This window comes from Spiroplasma floricola 23-6, assembly GCF_002813555.1.
GTDB lineage: Bacteria > Bacillota_I > Bacilli_A > Mycoplasmatales > Mycoplasmataceae > Spiroplasma_A > Spiroplasma_A floricola.
This window is the reverse complement of record NZ_CP025057.1, coordinates 553,287-567,201: the sequence shown is the minus strand read 5'-3', so window position 1 is coordinate 567,201 and position 13,915 is coordinate 553,287. Positions and strand designations below refer to the sequence as shown.

Genomic DNA, 13,915 nt, shown 5'->3' with positions numbered 1-13,915 from the left:
AAAAAAAAAACATTTATAATAAGTAAAATGTTTTTATAATCAAGATATTAAGATTTCTGCATCACCTAAAATTTCCAATTGTTTTAAATTATCAATGCATATTGCTGATTCTCCAATTTTAAAATCAATATTGTTAATAGTACAATTTCCTTTTATTATTGTTAATTGAAATCATTTATTATTTTTAAAATTCTTTCAAATTGTTTTTTGATTACTAATAGAGTTAATTTTTTCAACTGAGAAAAAATCACATTTAAATTTTAAATCTTTTGAATTTTTAATAATAACTTCTTTAGTATCAGGAATAGAAACATTTGACAAACTTTCTTTTATGTGCAATTCTCTTGAGATTCCTTTATCATCAACTCTATCATAATCATAAAGTCTGTAAGTTATGTCACTTGATCTTTGCAATTCATAAATTATTACTCCTGGAGTAATAGCATGAATTTTTCCAGGTTCTACATAAAGAAAATCACCCTTCTGAATTTCTACTTCTTTAAGTAGTTTATTTCATTCACCTTTTGAAACATAATTTTCAAATTCCTTTAAAGTCTTTGCATTATGTCCATAAATTAATTTAGCATTTTCAGGACAATCTAAAACATATCAGCTTTCTGGTTTTCCAAGAGAGTTATGATGAGTTTTAGCATATTCATCATTTGGATGAACTTGAACTGAAAGATAATCATTTGCAGTAATTATTTTTGTCAATAATGGAAACTCTTGATTATTAGTAAGTCCAAATTTATCTCTATTAGCTTCAAAATAATCTTTAAAAGATATATTTTCTTTTTTCAAATATGACATTCCATTTTCAAGTGTTGAAATAAGTCATGCTTCCCCTATTTTATTATTTGGAATATTAAATCCAAATTCTTTTAATCTTTCTCCTCCTCAAATTCTTTCTGAGAAAAATGGAGATAACTTAATTATTTTATTCATCTTTTTTATCCTTTTCATTAGTCATTATAAAACAAAAACAATGATATTACTATTAAATAACTATTAGAAATTTTATAAAAATTATTATATTTTTTAGATAATAAAAATTTTAATTAGAATGAAATAGAAAAAGTATTAGATTAATAAAATGTATTTATCACATTACTTTGCTAATGTTATTTATCTATTTTTTTATTTATATATTTACAAATTTTTTAAACTTAGATCTATATTCAACTTTTCATTTTAAACTTAAATTAATATCAAATTTTTGAAAATAAATTCTACTTGTATATTATGTTCCAATATCACTTTCTTGCTAATTTAATAAAGTTCAATTAATAGTTAAAAGATATACTTCTAGTAATTTCTCTATTATTTATTTTATTCTTATTAAAAACAACTTTACAAACTTTTATAAAAAAATAAAAAGACTAATTCTATTTGTTGTTTATCTAATAAATATGTGCCATACTTCTCAAAAAATATAGCAGATATTAATTAAGAAAATAAAAAAATAGAGATCTATACTCTATTTTTTTGTTTAATTAAAACTACTTCAACTAATTAGTTTCTTTCAAATTTAGGTTTATATGCTTTTATTCATTGCCTATTTGCTGTAAAATCAAAATCATCATGTAAAGTAACTTTATTAATGTTTCATTTACTAATATCTTGATTAAATTTTGGTGAGTTTTTAAACATACTATTCATATCCATTACATTTGATGTATTTCAATTTCCAATGTCTTGATTAAAACTTTGTGCTTCATAAAACATAGACCTCATATTTGTTACATTTGATGTATTTCAATTTCCAATATCTTGATTAAAATTTTGAGCTTTTAAAAACATACCACTCATATTTTTTACATTTGATGTATTTCAATTTGATAAATCTTGTTTAGCTATATTAGCGCCTTGAAACATTGAACTCATACTTTTTACTTTTGATGTATCTCAATTTTTAATTGAGAAGTTTATTTTTTTACATTCATAAAACATTTCATTCATGTCCGTTACATTTGATGTATTTCACTTTGATATATCTGTATTAAAATTTGTTGCATCACGAAAAGTTTGACTCATAGAAGTTATATTAGATGTGTCTCAATCTTCTAAATTCTCAATTATTAAATTTTTATTTAGAGCCAAAAAACTAAACAATGAATTTACTTGCTTTGGTAATTCTTTAGGAACTTTATTTCCTTGAAAATTTCTAACTGTTTCTCCATATTTACTAAAACCTAATTCAAGAATTTCTTTGGCATCTATATTTAAAAAATCTAACTCTTCAGTTTCTTGTTTTAAACCATTACTATCTATATAAATAGTTTTTCTACTTGAAACTTTCTCAACTGGTGGAATAGTTTCAGGTTTTGAGGGATTTAGTTTTTGACAACTAAAGACAGATGAGACAGTTGGTGTTATTAATATAAAAGTAGTTAAAATTGACAATATTTTTTTCATATTTTATTCCTTTTTTTTCTTTTCTAAAATATTTTATTATATGTAAAAAACTTAATAAATATTTTTTATATATAATAAAAAAAAGTAAAATATTTTATAAGCATAAAAATATTTTACTCAAATAATTTATTTAATTATTAATTATAATTCACTTTCATTTGTTTCAATTAGATTTTTATATCAAAAAAACTATTTTTTTCTATATCTTTTTAAATCTTTTAAACTAAATTCATCTCTGTTTACATAAGCAAAACCATATCATTTTTTTAATACCTTCATGAGTTGAAACTACTCAATTGCACTTTATATATTAATATCTTATTATCTAATTTTTAATTTTAATTAAAAGCAACTACTTATAAAAATCTTGGTGTTTATATCAAGGATTGTTATTTCAATGATAACTTTCATCTATTTCATTTGGTTCTAACAAGTTTGTCATAACAAAATTTGCATTAGCTATTAGTGCTCTTCCAATTGCAACAGCACTAATTGATTTTTCTAAAGCTTGTTTTACTTCATCTTTTGAATCATAATTGCCACAAGTGATTATTGGCAGTTTTGTATAATCAATTAATTGAGCTGAATAGTTTAATCTATGCAATTTAACTTTATTTTCAGCACCAATTGTTGATTTTCTTTTTGAAAGAATATCTCCTCCACTTACATGTAAATAAGATATGTAAGGTTCAATTAAAGAGATAATTTGTTTATAATCTGTTACTTTAATTCCATCAGGATTTTCATCATTAACTGAAATTCTTACTCCCACACGAATGTCAATATTTTCTTTAATACTTTTTAAAATATAGACAATTGGTTCAATTCTTTTTTCAATATCTTTTGAAGTAATTATTGTATTTAACTCTTCTATCAATAAATTTGAAAGTAAAACTCCATCTCCAATATGAACTTCTACAAAATCAAAACCAGCTTGTTTTGCTCTATTGGCAGCTTTTACAAACTCATCACAAATTTCATAAAACTCTTTTAAATCAAGTATTTTTAAATTCCTTTGATTTAAAAAATCAAAATAATTATTAATACTTTTAGTTTGTTCTTTTAATTGCGATTTTGCTCCACCATGAAACAATTGAATTCCTATAACACTTCCCCCAGAATGAGCAATATTTACAAGTCTTTTCAATCCTTCAATATGTTCATCTTTTCAAATACCTAAACTTTTTTCCCTATATCTGCCTTCACTTGTAACTGCACTTCCTTCAACAATGATTGTTCCAACCCCACCATATGCTCTTGCTCCATAATGTTGTATATGTATATCATTGACAAATCCATCAATTGCAACTTGACTGTCCATTGGAGCTAAAACTATTCTATTTCTAGATTGTTTATTTTCAATCAAAAAAAACTTATCATTTAATTTCATTTTTTACCCTTATAAATTTCTATTGAAACTCTTCTATCATTTCATTTAATTTTTTTCCAACACCAGCATTTTGAACTGTATCAATAACTTCTTTTGCTAAATCTTTAATACCTTCAATTGCATTTCCTATTGCATAACAATTTGGAAAATCTTTAAACATCGGATAATCATTGTGTTCGTCACCAAATACGTGAATATTTTCTTTTGTTAAACCAACATGATCTAAAAGCGCATTTAATCCTCAACTTTTAGTAACTCCATTTTTAAATATTTCAACTCTACAGCTTCCCTCTTTTGGAAATTCCAATGCTAGTAAATTATATTTTTTAACAAGTTCTAATACCATTTTTAATTCTTGTTCAGTTTGTGTGTTTGCCACAATAACTGGAAAACTTTCATCATGATCTAATCCTGTTTTGATTAAATGTTCTAAATTATCATATTTAAACAACACTTGAGCATTTGGAAAATGAGAAAAATCAATTGAGCTTTGATTTCCCATTAATAAATCTTGTCAATCATCTTCTTTTATATAATGAGTTCTAAAATCATTTGAGATACAAATATCAATATTTGTATCTAAAAAATGCTCTAAAAGCTCTTTTATTTCTTCTTTTGAAAAATGATTTTTAGCTACATATTCAAAAGTTTTTGGATTAATAACTGATGCTCCATTTGAGCAAATTACAGGCAAAGCGATATCTAATTCTTTTGCTGCAAAATCTGCCATAAAATAATTTCTTCCTGTTACTAGTGTTAAACTCTTATTTGATTTTTTTTGAAACTTTAATAATTGCTTTTTGTTTTCTTCACTAATTCTATCTCATTCATAAATAATTGTGCCATCCATATCAGTGGCTGCTATGCTTTTAATATCTTTCACTATTCTAACTCCTTGTTATAATAATATTCTAACTTGAAAACTATAAATATTTAGACTTAAAAAATATATTATTGTCCATATTTAGTTTATAATAATTAAGTAATATAAATAGAAAAAATATTTATACTACTTACTAAAAAAATTAAATGTTAAAAGATAAATGGTTTAATTACCGAAAAAAAATAAAAATATAAAAAATTTAATTTGGCTTTTTAAGTTCAAAAGTTTTTTATTATTTAAATATAATCTTTTAATGATAGAAAGAAAAAATAAAAATGACAAAAAGTTTAGAATTTTTAAATAATCGTATTTCTGCAAAAAGATATGTGGAAGATTTCAAATTAACTGATGAGCAAAAAGTTGAATTATTAGAATCAATTAGACTTGCTCCAAGCTCATTTGGTATGGAACCATTTAGAGCAATATTAATTGAAAATCAAAAAATAAAAGAAGAAATTAAACCTGCTTGATGAAATCAAGTTGGTGTAACACAATCTTCTGCAATTATTATTTGAATTGGTTTTAAAGAAAAATACTTAAAAAAAATACATTTTAAAGAACAAACAGAAAGAAATATTCCTAATGAATTTGAAGAAATTAGAAAAACTATGATTTCTGGATCAGACCATGTTCTTTCTACATTAGAAATGTCAAGAGATGAATGAGTTTCAAGACAAGCATACATTTCATTAGGAACTGTATTAAATACTGCTCAGGAATTAGGATTAGATGTTTGTCCAAGTGAAGGATTTGATGAACAAGGTGTTGCTAAAATACTTGCAAATCATAAACTAATTGATTTAGAAAATGAAAAAGTATTAGTAGGAATGTTTATTGGTAAAGTTGATACTAATCAAGAATTTCACCATTCCTTTAAAAAAACAAGAAGACCTGCAGAAAAGGCATATAAAATAGTTAAGTAAAAAAAGGACCTTAAAAGTACAAGGTCCTTTTTTGTTCAATATTATTTTTATTTTTTAATTAAATTTTAGAAAAACATTCATTATTATATTTCTTATCGTAATAATTTACTTTCTCTCTTAATATTTGAACTTCTTTTCTTAACTGTTGATTTTCTTGTTTCAATTGTTGATTTTCTTGTCTTAAAATTTTAATTTCTTGTCTTAATTCAGTTATGAGTTGCTTTACTTCAATTTTAAATTCATTGAATTCTTTTTCTAATTTTTCTCTTTTATTTTTTTCTTCTAAATATTTTTCTTTTCAATCATTTTGCTCAATATCAATTATTGGATTAAGTTGTCCAACAGATTTTTCTATAATTTTTCTTTCTCTTTTAGGGACCAAACTTAAATATTCATTAACATCTTTTCTCATTGCTTTTCCTATCTTAATTGCTTCTTCTTTTGGAAGCAAATTCATGTACCTTTTGAATTCATCTAGTGTCATAGAACCCTTTATTTCATAGTTTTCTTTAGAAAAACACAATATAATGTTCTTACTATTCATATTATAACACCTCACTTTTTAATATTCTTTCCATTATTTTTATCGATATCTTATTAATGTTTTTTATACCTTATTTCATTTTTATTAGATTTAAAAAGAATATTGATTGAGTTTTAATTTATCCATTTTTTCAAAAAAAAAAAAAAAAGAAAATTTAATTTTAACTTTTAAATTTTCATTTATTTTCTTTTTAAAATTTATTATATAATTTACTATTAATTTTATTAACTTTTTTAAAATATAGTTTTATTTTGCATTTCACTTAAAAGTAAAGTATGCTCCCACGCCTAATAAACTTGTATAGATTATTGATGTTAAAATTGGTAATCATGTAATAAGATTAAAACTTAAAAATAATCTCGTTGTAACTGGTGGATAAATAAGATCTTTTGCACCATTTGAAATCATTAAATAACCAATTCATATTGAATGTTTATATGGTACAAGATATGATACACCTACTAAACCTTTTACAGTTCCCATCACTTCAGGAGATAAAAAGTTATCTGAAAAAACGATTGAAAATAAAATAAAGAATGTTGTTATTGTTTGAGAAAGTGCAACACTTTTAAAAACACCACTAATTACAGTTCCTAAGAATATTGATATTAGTAAAGTGAAAATAAGAGAGAGCACTACACCACTTCAACCCATTGAATCAATAAGTTCCAATTCTGAAGATAATGGTTTTTGAGTTGAAGTACTTTTAATAACAAATGTTAACAGTATCAAAATGTATGCAAAATTCACAAGGAAAGATACTATACCTATTAAAAAATTAAATAATGTTATAGAAATTAAGAAATTCGTTTTTGAAACTCCTGATGAGTGAATCCTTTTTAAGAAAACCGAGTTTTTTCATTCCGAAATAGTAATATTTACTAGAAATATTATAAAAAATGAAGAGATTTGAAAGAAACCTGCTATTTGAGCGACTCTTACTTCACTTGATCCACCTTGAGTTCTATAAAAAATTGCAGCTGTTATAAATGCCAATGGAAGAACAAATATGTATAAATATGTTCTTAAGTTTTTTAAAACTGATATAGATATTACTTTTAAATTATTTCAAAGCATTATTGATTCATTAAGAAATCTTGATTCATTTTCTTTGGTATTTTTATCATTTTTATTAAACATTTTTTTTCAATTCCTCATTATAATAAATCATCATTAAATTTCTTATTGAACCAAATTCTTTAACAGCTTTTTTAACTTCTGCATAATAAAACAATTCTCCATCTTTAAGAATAACGAATCTATCACATAACTTTTCTACTTCTTCAGGAATATGTGAAATAATCACTATTGTTTTTCCTTGCTCTTTCATTTTTTCAAAATAATTTATTAGTTTAAATTGCATTTTTAAATCTAAACCTGTTATCATTTCATCAAGACAAATGTATTTTGGATCATTAATAACAGCTAAAAGAGTATTTAGCCTTTGCTTTTGACCCCCACTTAAACTATTCAAATCTTTTTTTAAAAAATCTTGAATTTCAAAAATATCAATTAACTCTTGAACTTCTTTGCTTTTTACAGCTTTAGAGTTCTTTTTGAAATAATTAATTATTAAAGATGAAGTTACACCTTTTGGTCAAAATCCTTCTTGAAATTGTATACCTATATTTTTGTAACCATTTTTCTTATTATCCACTAAAATTTCACCAGAGTTTGGCTTTAATTGTCCAACTAAAATTTCCATTAAAGTAGTTTTTCCACTACCATTTGAACCTAATAAACCAAAAACCTCTCCATCTTTAATTTCTAGGGATATATTTTTTAAAACTTCTTTTTTACCAAAACTTTTTGATACATTATTAATTTGAATCATTTTCTATCACCTAAATTTCAAATTTAATTCATTCTATTTTTTTAGTTAAATTATTTGTAGTTTTTAAGTAAAATTCATTTGTGTTTTTATCAATATTTTTAATGAAATAATTATCTGAATTAGACATACCAATCAGAGTTAATTTATCATTTGCATTCTTTTTATATATTTCATAATAACTGTATATACTTTCATCAATTAAATTTTCAAAATTCAATCTTAGATTTTTTATATCTCCTCTTGAAATTTCCAATTCACTTTGAATTTTAGTTTGTGGATTTGAATCTTCTAATAAGTTTTTAGAATCTCCTTTAACTACAGAAATTTGACCAACATTAATTTTAAATTTATCTTCAACAGCAGTGAAATTAATACCAATTTTAGAAATTGAGCTAGCAACATCTTGTTTAATTGATCATCAACCATTACCTAAATTAGTTGGTGTTGACATATTTGTATTAGTTTTTACATTGTTTGAATCTTTTAAAGACAGCTGAACAGTATTTGCAATTTCTTCAGGAGCTTTAAAAATAATTTCTACATTTTTATTCTCATTTGTTAAATAATTAGAACCCATAATTGTTCAATCATATTTTTCACCTTTAGTTCAACTTGCCTCTTTAATTTTTCCATTATTATCATAACCAGATCCTAAAGCAATTGAGTTACCTTTTAAATAAGGATCATAATAATCGTAATAACCACTAATTCCATCAAATGCAGAAATTTGTTTTTCTCTATTTTTTACCATTCATTTATAAGTTGGTTGAACATCAGCTATATTTGTATTACTTCATGGAAAATTTTTAATCTCATATTTAGAAGAGCCATCAAGAGTTGCAAATCTATTTCCTTGTCCAGTAGAAAAATTAGTAATGAATTTTTTATTTGAATCAATTAAAGTAGTTTTTTCTGCAACAATATTTCCTACACCATAGCTATATTTATGAGGATATTTACTTATTTCATCATCAAATTTATTACTTGGAAAATAGGCAAGACCTATATCGTCATTTGCAAGAGATTTTTTCTTTCCAGTATATAAAATATCATCATAGTTATTTGCAGCAACCATACCATAAGTATCTAAATCCATACTTTTTTCACTAGATATTTTGTCCATATCTTGAGATGCTAAATCATAAGGAACATGACCTGCAAATAAAGATAAAGAGTTTTGAGCTCCTGCATATTCACTATCTGCTTTTGCAAATTTTACTTTTCCATTAGGGTCCATATAATCTTTTTGTAATTTTTTCATACTTTCTGCATTAGTTGAATCATATGGAATTCCACTTTCATCTACTAAAAGATGAGTTAAATCTCTATAATCTCTTGTTCCAATTTTATTACTGTCAAGTCAGATTTTTCCTCCAACTCAAGCACCTGCATTAAACATATTATAAATATCAAATTTTTTATCTTTAATATTTTTTGCATCTGTAAATGCTTTAACTTCATTTGGAAAAACATAGAAGTCATTTAAAAATTGATTTGTATTATTATAAATTTGTTCAGATTCTTTATCAGAAACAGTTCCATTTTTGTCTACTGCTAAACTACCATAATTTTTATAACCAATAACCATTAAATTTTTAATTTCTTCATCTTCACTTTTTTTAATTTTTTCTTGTAATTGTCTCATAATTTCTACAGTTATATTGTAATCTACAACAAATCCACTTGGATTTGAACCATTTGGTTCATTATTTCAAAATCAACCATCAAATCCTAATTTTTTAGCCATTTCAATTAAGACATCAACTACTAAATAGTTTCCAGAATTATCCTTTTCTAAAAAACCACTGATACTTTCTTTAGTTAAACCATGATATCCATCTAAGAAAATATTTCCTAATATTTTAGTTCCATTAATATGAGCTTTTTCAACTTGATTTTTTCCTGGAGGAACTATTATTCCTTCATCTATTGCTCCTGCTCAACTTACCAATATATCATTATATTGATAATTATTAAATGATCTCTCATAAGTTCTATTTCTTCCAACAATTGTATTTTCATTTGAAGTAGAATCAATTATTGTAGACATATTCATTTCTTTAACTCTCTTATCTTGAGAATCAACTCATCTATCTTGCACTTTTTCACTATCTTGTAATTTAATTCTTGATTTATTATATTTCGCATCTAAATCTTGATCATACTTTCAATCAACTAATTTATTAATTCTTGTATAATAATCTTTTTTTTCAATTAATTGAACATCAGAAAGTCTACCTCCATTAGGTAAAAATTTACTATTTAAAGGTACTCCTGTAGTTGCTTGCTTTGCAATTTCATTTTGTGTTTTAAAACCTGTATTAATTTTTGATATATCAAAAAATTCAGCTTTATTTGAAGCTTCTACTTTTCCTAAATCTTTAAAATTTTCTGGACTGTCTATTGTTGAGACTTCATTATAATTTTTAAAATAAGGTTCCTCTTTATTTCAACTATAATCCTCTAATTTTGACAAATCTGTTCCAAATGTTTTTCTACCACATGAAAGTACATTAACACTTGTTGAACTTACTACTGTAAAAATCATAAGTCCTGATAATAACTTCTTCATATATTCCCCCTTAAAGTTATTATAGATAAAAATAATAAAATAATTTTATTTTTTTTAAAAATTATTTTACAAGGTTTGCAACTTCTTTTATTTTTTATTTTTCTTTATTTCATTGCCATTCTTATCAACAATTATTACATTTGAAAGTTGTTGTTCAAATCCTTTTCTAAACAATTTTATATATTCCTGTCTTAATTTAGTTCTTTCTTCTAATTCACTTTCTGTTAAGTTTCTTTCTTTTGCAATAGCAGCTAGTTCATTAATTCTTTTTAATAAGTGCTCCATAATTTAAGCTCCTTTCATAAAAAAATGATTGAAAATTAAAATATTTTTCAATCATTTAATGCATAATACGCACTACCTATCATTGTTGAATCATCTCCAAGTTCAGCAATTTCGATAGTTAATTCTTCTAAAAACATATCAATTATATACTTTTTAATTTTCGTTTTAATAATTTCAATCAGTTTGTCTCCTAATAAAGTCAATTCTCCACTTAAAATAATTGCTTCTGGATCTAAAGCATTTATCATTAAAGCCATATGCATAATAATTGGTTCAAGTGCTTCTTCTAGCAAGTCCTTTATTTCAACAGGATATTCCTCTTTTTTAAAAACTTCAACTATTTCATTAAATGTAATTTCCTCTTTATTTTTGAAAAATTTAGCTGCTGGATGATTTCTTTTATTTTTAAAAGATATTTTAAAGTGATTTTCAATTCCTGAAGTTGAAGACATTGGCTCAATACATCCTTCTAATCCACAAGGACAAGGATATTTTGTTTGAAAAATTCCCCCACCATGACCAAATTCTCCTGCAAAACCTCTAGCTCCTGGTGCTAATTTACCTTCAGTTATAACAGATCCACCAATTCCTTTATCAATATAGTAGAAAATAATAGAATCAAATTGTTTTGCAACTCCAATTCAAAATTCACCCAATGCACTTGCATTTGCATCATTTACTACAAAAATTGGTTTATTAAATAATTTTTCAGCTTCTTCTTTTACATTATAATTTGTTAATTGCAAATTTGCAGAAAATTTTATTATACCAAAAATGTGATCTACATAACCACCCATTGCTATACCTACTTTTTCTACTTCTTTTTCATAATTAATACCAATAGCTTCTAAACCTTCAATTATTTTATTATATAAATTAGGCAATAAATTATCTAAATCATGATCAACTGAAAACTTAGCTTGCAAATCTCCATATTGATTGACTAAACCCACTTTTGATGATGTAATGCCTATTTCAATGGCTAAAACTAATTTCATTTATAGTCCTCCCCAAAATTAATTAATATAAATATAACATTTTTAAGTATTTAATAATAGCAAATTATGGAATTTTTTTAGTTTTTATTCAAATATAAAATACTTTAGTAAAAATAAAAAATATTTACTAATTACTAAAAATCTTTTATATTTTTATTTTATATCAAAGATTCTAATTGTGTTATTTTAATTCCATATTCTGTTTTTGGAACTGTTATTGAAACTTTTAAATCTTTATAAGTTTTAAAACTAATTCATCCCAATCCAGAAATATGTAAATCAATTTTTCTTTCATCATTATATTCAAACATTTTAGTTTCAAAAGTTATATCATTGCTTAATAATCTTGGAGCAAGCAAATGACGATTTTTTTTAAAATAAACTTGAGCATTTAGTGCTTTAGTTCTGTGCAAAGGCATTTGCTTATTTATATATAAATGAAAATTAGTTTTCATTTTCTTTCCACTTTTTTCATTAATTGCTTGTCCTTCTTCAAAAGTAAATCAAGCAAGTCCTCCATAAAATATTGATTGACCAGCATTTAACTGATAAGTAACTTGTTTAATCTCTTTTTGAAAGAAAAAGAAATCTCAATAATTTGGAGCTGTTGCAATGGCAATATGATTGTGTTTTACAAGCCCTGGTGTATCGTAGACAAAATTGTTCTTTGTAAAATTAATTTTAATTTTATCTAAAGTAGTATTTACATATTTCGAAGTAACTATTGAAGGAATTTGTTTATTCAATTTTAAACAAGCATTTATTAAGCTTGATTTTCCAGCATTTGAAATACCCACAATATATTGATCATAGTCTACTGATTTTAATTCATTTAAAAGAGAGTAAACATAGTCTTGTTTAATTGAACTTGTTAAAATGATTTTTGAATCTCGTATTGGTGAATCTTCAAAAAACTTTTTAATATAATTAAATATTTTAATTTTTTTAACAGCTTTAGGAAATAAATCAATTTTATTTACAAGGATAATAACTTCCTTTTTAGAAATTAATTTTTCTAATCAGGTCATTCTACTTCCTGGTAAATCAAAAATATCTACAACATAGTAATATCTTATTTTTTTGGTTGTTGAATTGATTTCATCAATTATATTAATAAAGTCTTGATCATTAATTTCTTGTTCTACAAGCTTGTTATAATATTTAATTTTAAAACATCTTAAACACAAATCTTGTTTTTCAATATTTAAACTAAATCCTGGTTGTCTATCATCAGTTGTTTGTAATTGTCTCCCACAACCAATGCATTTTTTGGGACCTTTAGAATTAAAGTTTGTTGTATTTCCAATACCTGGAGTTGCTTCTGTTAGTGTAACTTTACTTTTTTGTTTAATTTTATTACTTGAATTATCTTCTGCTTTTAATGAGTTTTCTTGATCATTTTTAAAATTTTCATCATTTTCTTCTACTTTATCTTTATTAGAGAATTTCATAGTTACCCCCTATTTCTCCTTCATTATAGAAACCTTCATGTAAAATATTTTTTTGTGACAATTTTTTTAATATATGTTTTTCTAAAAATTGAATAGTTTTACTTTCTTCTTTATTTCTACTTAAAGGTGATACTAAAATACTTTTAATATGTGCTCTATTTGCTACAAGAACGTCAGTTACTAATTGATCTCCTATTAAAATTATTTCCTCTTCTTTATATTTAAATAACTTTTTTACAATTTTCATTTTTCCTAAAAGAGGTTTTTTACAATCTCAAAAATAGTTTTTAATTCCTGCTTTTTTTGCAAAATTTTCAACTCTACTTCTTATATTATTTGAAAATAATACAAATTCCATATTATGAGAGTAAACATTTTTTACAAAATTTATAACATCAATTGAAGGAATTCTTTCATTTCAACCTATTAATGTATTGTCCATATCACACATTACAAGTTTAATTCCGCTATTTTTAAGTGAATCTAAATTGACTTTTTCATAGCTTTCAAGATAAATTGATGGTTTAAAATAGTTTAATAATAAGAAATTAGTTCTCTTTTTTTTAGCCATTTTTTGCACCTCTAATCAATTATAATTATACCAACATTATTAAATTTTA

Annotated in this window: 13 protein-coding genes; 1 reads left to right on the top strand and 12 read right to left on the bottom strand. The window is 23.9% G+C overall.

Translation table 4 applies throughout. From position 1 onward, the window contains the following. Positions 1–33: 33 nt before the first annotated feature. The 4 genes from SFLOR_RS02625 to SFLOR_RS02610 all read right to left on the bottom strand — a co-directional run bounded on the left by SFLOR_RS02625 (position 34) and on the right by SFLOR_RS02610 (position 4,688). On the bottom strand, positions 34–945 hold the full coding sequence (locus SFLOR_RS02625; RefSeq protein ID WP_100916546.1) for a type I phosphomannose isomerase catalytic subunit: 912 nt from the start codon (positions 943–945) through the stop codon (positions 34–36). 567 nt (positions 946–1,512) lie between these two features. Continuing rightward, on the bottom strand, positions 1,513–2,415 hold the full coding sequence (locus SFLOR_RS02620; RefSeq protein ID WP_100916545.1) for a BspA family leucine-rich repeat surface protein: 903 nt from the start codon (positions 2,413–2,415) through the stop codon (positions 1,513–1,515). Between the two features lie 352 nt (positions 2,416–2,767). Next, positions 2,768–3,805 (bottom strand): oxidoreductase, encoded by a 1,038-nt coding sequence (locus tag SFLOR_RS02615; protein ID WP_100916544.1) that lies wholly within the window; start codon positions 3,803–3,805, stop codon positions 2,768–2,770. Positions 3,806–3,824: 19 nt separating this feature from the next. Beyond that, positions 3,825–4,688, bottom strand: coding sequence for a Cof-type HAD-IIB family hydrolase (locus SFLOR_RS02610; RefSeq protein WP_100916543.1), 864 nt, complete (start codon positions 4,686–4,688; stop codon positions 3,825–3,827). Positions 4,689–4,963: 275 nt separating this feature from the next. Here SFLOR_RS02610 and SFLOR_RS02605 point away from each other — a divergent pair, with 275 nt between their 5' ends. Then, positions 4,964–5,611 (top strand): nitroreductase family protein, encoded by a 648-nt coding sequence (locus SFLOR_RS02605; RefSeq protein WP_100916542.1) that lies wholly within the window; start codon positions 4,964–4,966, stop codon positions 5,609–5,611. Positions 5,612–5,669: 58 nt separating this feature from the next. Here the strand turns inward: SFLOR_RS02605 and SFLOR_RS02600 are convergent, their stop codons facing one another. From SFLOR_RS02600 to SFLOR_RS02565, 8 genes are all read right to left on the bottom strand, one after another. Further along, the gene (locus SFLOR_RS02600) at positions 5,670–6,155 is read right to left on the bottom strand and encodes a hypothetical protein (protein ID WP_100916541.1); all 486 of its coding nucleotides are present in this window, start codon (positions 6,153–6,155) and stop codon (positions 5,670–5,672) included. A 246-nt stretch (positions 6,156–6,401) separates the two neighbouring features. Then, positions 6,402–7,295 (bottom strand): cation-translocating P-type ATPase, encoded by an 894-nt coding sequence (locus SFLOR_RS02595; RefSeq protein ID WP_100916540.1) that lies wholly within the window; start codon positions 7,293–7,295, stop codon positions 6,402–6,404. Next, on the bottom strand, positions 7,288–7,989 hold the full coding sequence (locus SFLOR_RS02590) for an ABC transporter ATP-binding protein (protein WP_100916539.1): 702 nt from the start codon (positions 7,987–7,989) through the stop codon (positions 7,288–7,290). The genes SFLOR_RS02595 and SFLOR_RS02590 overlap by 8 nt, the downstream gene beginning before the upstream one ends. Positions 7,990–7,999: 10 nt before the next feature. Further along, positions 8,000–10,561: an endo-beta-N-acetylglucosaminidase gene (locus tag SFLOR_RS02585; RefSeq protein ID WP_100916538.1), complete on the bottom strand. Its 2,562-nt coding sequence runs from the start codon at positions 10,559–10,561 to the stop codon at positions 8,000–8,002. Positions 10,562–10,648: 87 nt separating this feature from the next. Then, the gene (locus SFLOR_RS02580; protein WP_100916537.1) at positions 10,649–10,846 is read right to left on the bottom strand and encodes a DUF896 domain-containing protein; all 198 of its coding nucleotides are present in this window, start codon (positions 10,844–10,846) and stop codon (positions 10,649–10,651) included. A gap of 35 nt (positions 10,847–10,881) precedes the next feature. Further along, positions 10,882–11,844, bottom strand: coding sequence for an ROK family protein (locus tag SFLOR_RS02575; protein WP_100916536.1), 963 nt, complete (start codon positions 11,842–11,844; stop codon positions 10,882–10,884). Between the two features lie 158 nt (positions 11,845–12,002). Continuing rightward, positions 12,003–13,295, bottom strand: a complete 1,293-nt coding sequence (gene yqeH / locus SFLOR_RS02570) for a ribosome biogenesis GTPase YqeH (protein ID WP_100916535.1) — start codon at positions 13,293–13,295, stop codon at positions 12,003–12,005. Continuing rightward, on the bottom strand, positions 13,282–13,866 hold the full coding sequence (locus SFLOR_RS02565) for a YqeG family HAD IIIA-type phosphatase (protein WP_100916534.1): 585 nt from the start codon (positions 13,864–13,866) through the stop codon (positions 13,282–13,284). The genes yqeH and SFLOR_RS02565 overlap by 14 nt, the downstream gene beginning before the upstream one ends. Positions 13,867–13,915: the final 49 nt, after the last annotated feature.